Annotated in this window: 8 protein-coding genes; 6 read left to right on the top strand and 2 right to left on the bottom strand. The window is 66.7% G+C overall.

Going from position 1 to position 7965, the window contains the following annotated elements; genetic code table 11:
- Window positions 1-38 precede the first annotated feature (38 nt).
- Complete coding sequence (locus DBR12_RS03660) at window positions 39-1190, top strand: phospholipase A (RefSeq protein WP_108616005.1); 1152 nt, start codon at window positions 39-41, stop codon at window positions 1188-1190.
- Between the two features lie 366 nt (window positions 1191-1556).
- Complete coding sequence (locus DBR12_RS03655) at window positions 1557-1943, top strand: hypothetical protein (protein ID WP_108616004.1); 387 nt, start codon at window positions 1557-1559, stop codon at window positions 1941-1943.
- Between the two features lie 74 nt (window positions 1944-2017).
- Here the strand turns inward: DBR12_RS03655 and DBR12_RS03650 are convergent, their stop codons facing one another.
- Complete coding sequence (locus DBR12_RS03650) at window positions 2018-2497, bottom strand: universal stress protein (protein WP_108616003.1); 480 nt, start codon at window positions 2495-2497, stop codon at window positions 2018-2020.
- A gap of 109 nt (window positions 2498-2606) precedes the next feature.
- Here DBR12_RS03650 and tgt point away from each other — a divergent pair, with 109 nt between their 5' ends.
- The 4 genes from tgt (at window position 2607) to DBR12_RS03625 (ending at window position 6705) form a co-directional block, all read left to right on the top strand.
- Window positions 2607-3779, top strand: coding sequence for a tRNA guanosine(34) transglycosylase Tgt (tgt, locus tag DBR12_RS03645; protein ID WP_108616006.1), 1173 nt, complete (start codon window positions 2607-2609; stop codon window positions 3777-3779).
- Window positions 3780-3898: 119 nt separating this feature from the next.
- Entirely contained in the window at window positions 3899-4219 is a 321-nt protein-coding gene (locus tag DBR12_RS03640; RefSeq protein WP_108616002.1) for a hypothetical protein, read from the top strand.
- Between the two features lie 194 nt (window positions 4220-4413).
- A complete protein-coding gene (locus tag DBR12_RS03635) occupies window positions 4414-4635 on the top strand; it encodes a hypothetical protein (RefSeq protein ID WP_233244284.1) in 222 nt (73 codons plus the stop codon).
- A gap of 651 nt (window positions 4636-5286) precedes the next feature.
- On the top strand, window positions 5287-6705 hold the full coding sequence (locus DBR12_RS03625; protein WP_108616000.1) for a diguanylate cyclase: 1419 nt from the start codon (window positions 5287-5289) through the stop codon (window positions 6703-6705).
- Window positions 6706-6878: 173 nt separating this feature from the next.
- On the opposite strand, the gene DBR12_RS03620 is transcribed toward DBR12_RS03625, so the two are convergent.
- Window positions 6879-7965: FAD-binding oxidoreductase (locus DBR12_RS03620; RefSeq protein WP_108615999.1), on the bottom strand; the 1087-nt coding region annotated here is incomplete at its 5' end.

Genomic DNA, 7965 nt, shown 5'->3' with positions numbered 1-7965 from the left:
TGCCCACCCAGCTCACGGCGGCAACCAGCCTCGGCCCCTTGTGCCGCACGGCAGCACTGGTGCTGGCGGCCCTGGCCCCCGCAGACGCCGCATGGGCGCAGGCGACGCCCGCAGCCTCCGGCGCCGACAACGCCTGGCGCCGCTGCACCGCGCTGTCGGACGACAAACAGGCGCGCCTGGCCTGTTTTGACCAATGGGCGGCCGAACAGACCTGGAAAGCCCCAGGCGCATCGGCGGCTGACACAGATATCACCGCAGCCGCCGCACCCTCCCCGGTAGACACCACGCTGCCCGCCACACGCATCATCGAGGTGGCCCGCACCGAAGGCTGTCGCGACCCGCAGTACAGCGACTTCTCCCGCTTCTGGGAGCTGGAGTCGGGCAGCGACTGCGGCACCTTCAGCTTCCGGGGCTACCGGCCGATCACGGTATCGGTGATCGCTGGCAGCAACGTGAACCGCCAGCCCACCTCGGACGCACCCGGCCATTCGGCCACCACCTCCACGCCCTACCGCCGCACCGAAAACCGCATCCAGCTGTCGGTGCGGACCAAAATTGCCCAGGGCCTTCTCACGCAGGGCCATCCCACGCTCAAGGATTCGGTGTGGTTTGGCTACACCCAGCAGTCCTACTGGCAGTTGTTCACGCCCCAGATCTCGCGCCCCTTCCGCACCACCGACCACGAGCCCGAGGTCATGTATGTCTATCCCACCACGGCGCAGCTGCCGCTGGGCTGGAAGTGGCGCTACAGCGGTATCGGACTGGTGCACCAGTCCAACGGCCAGAGCAACCCCCTGTCGCGCAGCTGGAACCGCGTCTACCTGATGACCGGCATGGAGCTCGATAGCCGCTGGAGCGTGAACGCCAAGGTCTGGAAACGTCTGTCTGAAAGTGCCGACAGCGACGACAACCCCGGCATCAGCGACTACGTCGGCCGGGGCGAGCTGGCGGTGTTCTGGAACGCCAACAAGGACAACACCGTGGGCGCCACCGTGCGCCACACCCTGGCGCGCAATGACCGTGGGTCGGTGCGGCTGGAGTGGATGCAGACCCTGGGCAGCGGCCTGTGGGGCGGCAAAAGCAACCTGCGCCTGCACACCGCGCTGTTCAGCGGCTATGGTGACAGCATGATCGACTTCAACCGCAAGCGCACGGTGTTCAGCGTCGGGCTGAGCTTGGTGGATTTTTAGCAGCCCCCTGAGGCGCTGCGCGCCTTCACCCTTTCTCTCACATTGCTACGCAATTCGGGAAGGGAACGCAGCACTCGCTGCGGCTCAGTAATTGCCTGCCCGCAGCGAGTGCTGCGCCTGTTGCACAAGCCTTGGAAGAAGCACAGGCCAACGGCCAACCTAGGCCGGACGGGAGCATTCACAAATCGTTACGACATCGTCCTCAAGTTTTGCAGAATGACTCCGACACGCCGCCACAATGGCACGCGCACTGACACCGGCATGGCACAGCCACCACACCCCCGATAAGCGCGGCTTTTTAGCCTCAATACCAGCCATTACCTTGTGCGTGCACCCTCGAAAATGCGCCCAGAGAGGAACACACCCATGGACATGCAATACCAGCTCAAGGCAGGCAGCTACTACCTGTATGACATGCGCGAGGCGCCCAGCGCCGTCACGGGTGAACGCCGCTTCAAGCTCAAGACCGACACTGTGGCCATTGCGTTCGACGCGCACACAGGCGAGGTACACCAGCATGGCAGCCCTACGCGCATCCAGTCCTGGGCCAACAACACGCGCCGCCGCCTGCGCGCCGCCGGGGCGCAGGACATGGCCAACGACATCGTGGTGGTGTCGGGCCCGCTTCCCGTGGACGAACTCAACAAATGCCTGTGGGTGCGCGGCTATGTGCGCCGCATGTTCTCGCGCCTGGCCACCCTGCCCCATGGCAAGCTGCAGCGGCCTTCGGAGCCGTTTCGCAAGGCGGCCTGACAACACACTGCATCCCTCTTCTCTCCGCTCAAGGGCCGCGCACAGCGGCCCTTGTCATTGGGCGCTGCCCGGGCTCAGGCGTCGGCATCCTCGGCCGCGTCGCTGTCCACGCTCTCCAGCACCTCGGCGTGCTTGACGATGGTCACGGGCACCGGGCTGGCGTGTGCCACCTCCTGCGACACCGAACCCAGCAGCGCACTGCTGAGCGCGCCCTGGCCCTTGGCGCCAATGACGACCATGTCGCAGCCCGAGCGTTCGATCATGTCCACCAAGGTGTGGGCCACATCGCCCACCCCCACATCGGTCTCGTAGGAGATGCCCGCAGCCTCCAGCAGCGCGCGCGCCGGGGCCATGAGGTGCTCGCCCGCCTCCAGGCTGGCGGCGGCGATCAGGTCGGGGTCACGCGTGGTCACCAGTTCGTACAGCGTGGCGGGCTCCTGCACATGGGCCAGAACCACGCTGGCCTGCAAGCCCTGGCGCACCAGGGTAAGCGCATGGTGCACGCCGTCCAGAGAGAGTTCGGAGCCGTCCACGGCGATGAGGATTTTGAGCATGGTGTTCTCCTTGTAGTACGTGGGTCCAGTGTAGCCACGGCCTCGTCGAAAACCCGTCCATAACCTTGAGCAAGGTCAGGGTTGCCCGTCTGGGACAATGCCGCCCATCATGCTGCAGTTCGACCTCCTCAAAACCGACCCCTCCAGCCACGCACGCCGTGGCCAGCTCACGCTCAACCATGGCGTGGTGCAAACCCCCATCTTCATGCCCGTGGGCACCTATGGCACCGTCAAGGGCGTGATGCCGCGCAGCCTGCACGACATGGGCGCGCAGATCATCCTGGGCAACACCTTCCACCTGTGGATGCGCCCCGGGCTGGACGTGATGCAGAGCTTTGGCGGCCTGCACGGCTTTGAAAAATGGGACAAGCCCATCCTTACCGATTCGGGCGGCTTTCAGGTCTGGAGCCTGGGCGCCATGCGCAAGATCACCGAAGAGGGCGTGACCTTTGCCAGCCCCGTCAACGGCGACAAGCTCTTCATGTCGCCCGAGGTGAGCATGCAGATCCAGACCACGCTCAACTCCGACATCGTGATGCAGCTCGACGAGTGCACACCCTACGAAACCAAGGGCCACAAGACCACTGAGGCCGAGGCACGCAAGAGCATGGAAATGAGCCTGCGCTGGGCCAAGCGCTCGCGCGATGAATTCGAGCGGCTGCAGAACCCCAACGCGCTCTTCGGCATCGTGCAGGGCGGCATGTTCAAGAACCTGCGCCAGGAATCGCTGGAGCGCCTGGTCGAGATGGACTTCCCCGGCTACGCCGTGGGCGGCGTGAGCGTGGGCGAGCCCAAGGACGAGATGCTGGACATCATGGCCCACACGCCGCACCGCCTGCCCGCCCACAAGCCGCGCTACCTGATGGGCGTGGGCACGCCCGAGGACCTGGTGCAGGGCGTGGCCGACGGCGTGGACATGTTCGACTGCGTGATGCCCACCCGCAACGCACGCAATGGCACGATGTTCACGCGCTTTGGCGACCTGAAAATCCGCAACGCACGCCACAAGGCCGACCACAAGCCCATGGACACCAGTTGCACCTGCTACGCCTGCGCGGGCAGCTCGGGCGTGTCGTGGGACGATGGCGGGCGCGAAGGCTTCTCACGTGCCTACCTGCACCACCTGGACCGCTGCGGCGAAATGCTGGGCCCCATGCTCACCACCGTGCACAACCTGCATTACTACCTGAACCTGATGCGCGAGGTGCGCGAATCGCTGGAGGCAGGCACCTTTGCCCAGTTCCGCGCGCAGTTCAAGGCAAACCGGGCGCGCGGTGTGTGAGGGCGTGGACCGCCATTCAATAGCTATATATTTGATAGCTTAAAAGGCAAGCTCAACAGGCGCAGAAGGCCAAAATCATTCCAAAAATACTGCACTCCCTGCTGCGCTGGCCCGGTCGCGTGGCGGCGGGCCTGGCCAGCGGTGTGCTGGCACTCTTCATCCTGTTCGAAGAATGGGGCTGGGTGCCGCTGCAGCACCTGCTGGCGCGCATCGGCCGCTGGCCGGGTCTGCGCTGGATCGAGGGCTGGGTGCGCAGCCTGCCGCCCTGGGCGGCTGTGGCGCTGTTTGTGCTGCCCACCGCGCTGCTACTGCCTGTCAAGCTGCTGGCGCTGTGGGCCATCGGGCGCGGGCATGTGGTGTTAGGGCGTGTCATCACCCAATACCCCCACGCGCTGGCCGCGCAATGCAGATGGATGCGCGAAGGGTGGCGCAGCCAATAGCGGGCTATTGGCAAGCCGCCCGACAAAGCAGACGCCGCATTGCGAAGCCAGCCCGGAGGGAAAGCCATCCAGACCGCGCATTGCGTCGTTGCCCTTCGCTTGTGTAGCCAAGCTACACGGCACTCAGGGCGCCTAGCACTGCACGGCCTGGATGGCTTTCGCGTGGGGGTATTGGGTGATGACACGCCCTAAGCATGCTGGTGATCGTGCTGGCCAAGGTAGTCGGCACGGCGGTGGTGGCGCGGCTATTCACCCTCACCCAGCCCGCGCTGATGCAGCTGCGCTGGTTCGCCTGGGCCTATGCGCAGGGGATGCGCGCCAAGCACGCCGTGCTGGCACGCGCCCGTGCCACCTGGGCCTGGCGTATGGCACGTGTGGTCCAGCGGCAATGGAAGAAGCGCTGGCACAGGTTCTGAGGCCGCTGCATCTGTCACCACATTCGGCCACCATACTGCCGAACATGGGCCGCCAGCCCCCCACCGACCGACCCTCCCAGCGCCATGGGTCTCCTCCTCCTGCTGCTTGACCTCCCCACCGTCCTCCTGCTCTACAAGACCGCCCTGGTGGCCACCGCCGTAGCCCAGCGCCTGTGCTCCGCAGTGGCGCATATCGATCTGTCAGAACGGGGCGAGAGGATACCAATCACCATGAGCTTCGGCCTGGCCTGCGTGACCTGCGGCGGCGGCCACTGGGCGGACTGGCTGGGGGCGCGGCCGACCAGGCGCTGTACGACGCCAAACGCGCAGGCCGCAACCGGGTTGTGGTGGCGCAAGAGCGCAGCGCCTGAACCCGGCTGCAGCCGCGCTGCAGAACCAGCCGCTGGCGCCGCCGTGCATGCGATGTGGCGGGTCGCGCGCCAGACTTCCATCATTTTTGATAGCAATAAAACCAGTACCAACGCGCGCAAACGACCAAAAATACGCCAAAACCACGCGACAAAACCACAGGGCAAGGCCTTCGGGCTGCTGGCGATTGTCAACAAATGTTGCAACATACAGTGCCACCCCACGGCCCGCCCACTGGCTGCGGAGACAATCCACCACCGCCTGCCGCCCTGCCCACCCACCATGTTCCGCACCCTTGCTCCCTCCAGGCCGATCGCACCCGCGCTGGCCTGGCTGGCCCTGGGTCTGCTGATTTTTGGTGCGTGTCTGGTGGGCATCTTTGCGCGGCCCATCGGGTTCCTGTCGGCGTTCTGGCCTGCCAATGCGCTGCTGCTGGGCCTGCTGGTGCGCTACCCCCACCTGGCCCGGCCACCGGCATGGGTGGCGGCGGCGGTGGGCTATGTGGCGGCCGACCTGGCCACCGGCAGCGCCTGGGGCATGGCCCTGTGGCTCAATGCCGCCAACCTGTTGGGGGCCACGGCAGGCTGGCTGGTGCTGCGCAGGCTGGACGAACGCATCCGGCGCCTGCAGCGCACGGTGTCGGCGCTGTACCTGCTGCTGGCAGCCCTGGTGGCAAGCACCGTGGGCGCGCTGGCAGGCTGCGGCGCCGCGCCGGTGTACTTCAACGCGCCCTGGACAGACCTGCTCTCGCTGTGGTTCAGCACTGAGCTGATGAACTACATGCTCATCGTGCCCGTGGTGCTGGCCGCCCCCCGTGCCGACGACCCGCCACAGGCCACACAGGGCAGCCTGCAAGGCGTGTCGCTGTTCTGGCGCGTGGCGCCCATCAGCTCGCTGCTGCTGGCCGAGGGCGTGCGCACGGTGATAGGCGGGCCGGGCATGCTGGCCTTTGTGGTGCCGGGGCTGCTGTGGTGTGCGCTCAGCTACAGCGCCTTCACCGCCAGCCTGCTGTCACTGGTGGTGTGCCTGTGGACCATGGCGGGTGTGGCCACGGGCGTGCTCAACTTCACGCCGGCCCATGCGGGCGATGTGTTCTCGCTGCGCGTGGGGGTCACACTGCTGGCACTGGGGCCGCTGGCCGTGGCCTGCGCCAGCGCCGCACGCGCCGAGGCACTGCGCCGCCTGGACCACGCTGTGCGCCACGACGACCTCACCGGCGTGCTGGCGCGCCGTGCACTGCTCAAGCAAGGCGCACGCCTGCTGGCCAGCCACCAGCGCGAATCCGCCGGGGCCGCCGTGCTGATGCTGGACGTGGACCACTTCAAGCAGGTGAACGACCAGCACGGGCACGGTGCGGGTGACCAGCTGCTCATCGGCATTGCCCAGGCCATGGCGCGCACGCTGCGCCCGCAAGACCTGCTGGGCCGCATGGGTGGCGAGGAATTTGCGGCAGTGCTGCCCGAGGTGTCGCCTGCCGAAGCCCACGCCATTGCAGAGCGCCTGCGCAGCGCAGTGGAGCAGCAGCCTTTTGCCACCGCCCCCGGCGACCAGGGGCCGACCCGGCGCGCCACCGTCAGCATTGGCCTGGTGCACAGCGCCACCATGGGCGGCAACGCCGACATGGACACGCTCCTGCTGGCAGCCGACGCCGCGCTCTACCGTGCCAAGGCCGAAGGACGCAACCGGGTGGCGCTGGCCTGAACCATCCCTAGGGATGTCCTGCATAACCCTCGCGAGTCGGTGGTAGTGCGGATCGGGACAGGCCGCAAGGCGTCTTTTTGCAGCCAATAGCCCGGCTATTGGCAAGAAAAGCAACGCAGCAGACTGCCCGAGGCCGCGCTATCACCGACCGCAGGGAGTTATGCAGGACATCCCTAGAGATACTGCGCCCAGAGCATGTTGCGCATGCGCCCCTGCGGGTCCCACACGGCTTTGGTGGCACGAAACCGGTCGGCCTGCGGGTAGGCTTCCGCAAACTGCGCCTGTGTGGCATGGCGCTGGTAAGGCAGGTAGTAGGTGCCGCCATGCTCCAGCGCCAGGTCGATCAGCGCACGCGTCCACTGGCCCACGCCCGCGCACGCCTCGGCGCTGGTGCCTTGTTTGTAGTAAAGCACCCACGAAAACACCTCCTCGCGCGCCCAGGCCATCACGGCATCGGGGTCGGGCGGTGCATGGCGCACCGAGATATTGAGCACCTGCGCCCCATGCTGCTGCAGGATACGGGCCAGGCCCCGTGTGAAGGCAGCGAACCGGGACACCGGCACAAAGTATTCCTGGAGTACATAGGTGGTCTGCGCGCGGCTGGCGGGCTCCAGCGCGGCTGCGTCCAGGCTGGCCTCGCGGTTGCGCCACACCACCGGCTGGCCGCGCAGCAGCGCCGGGCGCACCACCTTGTGCTGTAGCAGGTCGCCACCAGGCAGTTCGGTCAGGGCCCAGATCACGGTTTTGTCCAGGTCATACCGCTGGCCGCGGGGCACCAGGCGTTCGGGCACCGTCACGGGCTTGTCGGTGGTGGCCCAGGTCACAGCGGTGGCGCGGTCAAAGTGCGGGGGCAGCAGGTCGGCGTTGTGCATCACGGCCCGGCTGTTGGCGCGCACCTTGGCGGCAAAGAAGCCGGGGTAGTCGTCCAGCGCCACCTGGGCCACGCTGCGCTCCATGGCGGAGTTGGGGTCCAGGTCCAGTTCCACCTCGGTGATCACGCCCAGCCCGCCGTAGCCGCCCAGGGCCGCGCGAAACAGGTCAGTGTGCTGCTGGCGGCTGGCTTCGCGCACTTCGCCGCTGGCCAACACGATCTGCAGCGCCCGCACCGATGCACCGATGGGGCCATGCCCCACGTAGCGCCCATGCACATTGACCGACACCGATCCGCCCACGGTGAAGTTCGCATAGCTCTGCATGGTGCGCACCGCCAGGTCATGCGGGTCCAGGTGGTCCTGCAGGTCGCGCCAGCGCATGCCCGCC

Origin of the sequence: Acidovorax sp. HMWF029 (assembly GCF_003060895.1) — a bacterium.
Taxonomy (GTDB): domain Bacteria; phylum Pseudomonadota; class Gammaproteobacteria; order Burkholderiales; family Burkholderiaceae_C; genus Acidovorax.
Note: the sequence above shows the minus strand (reverse complement) of the source record. Positions and strands in the feature narration are given on the sequence as shown.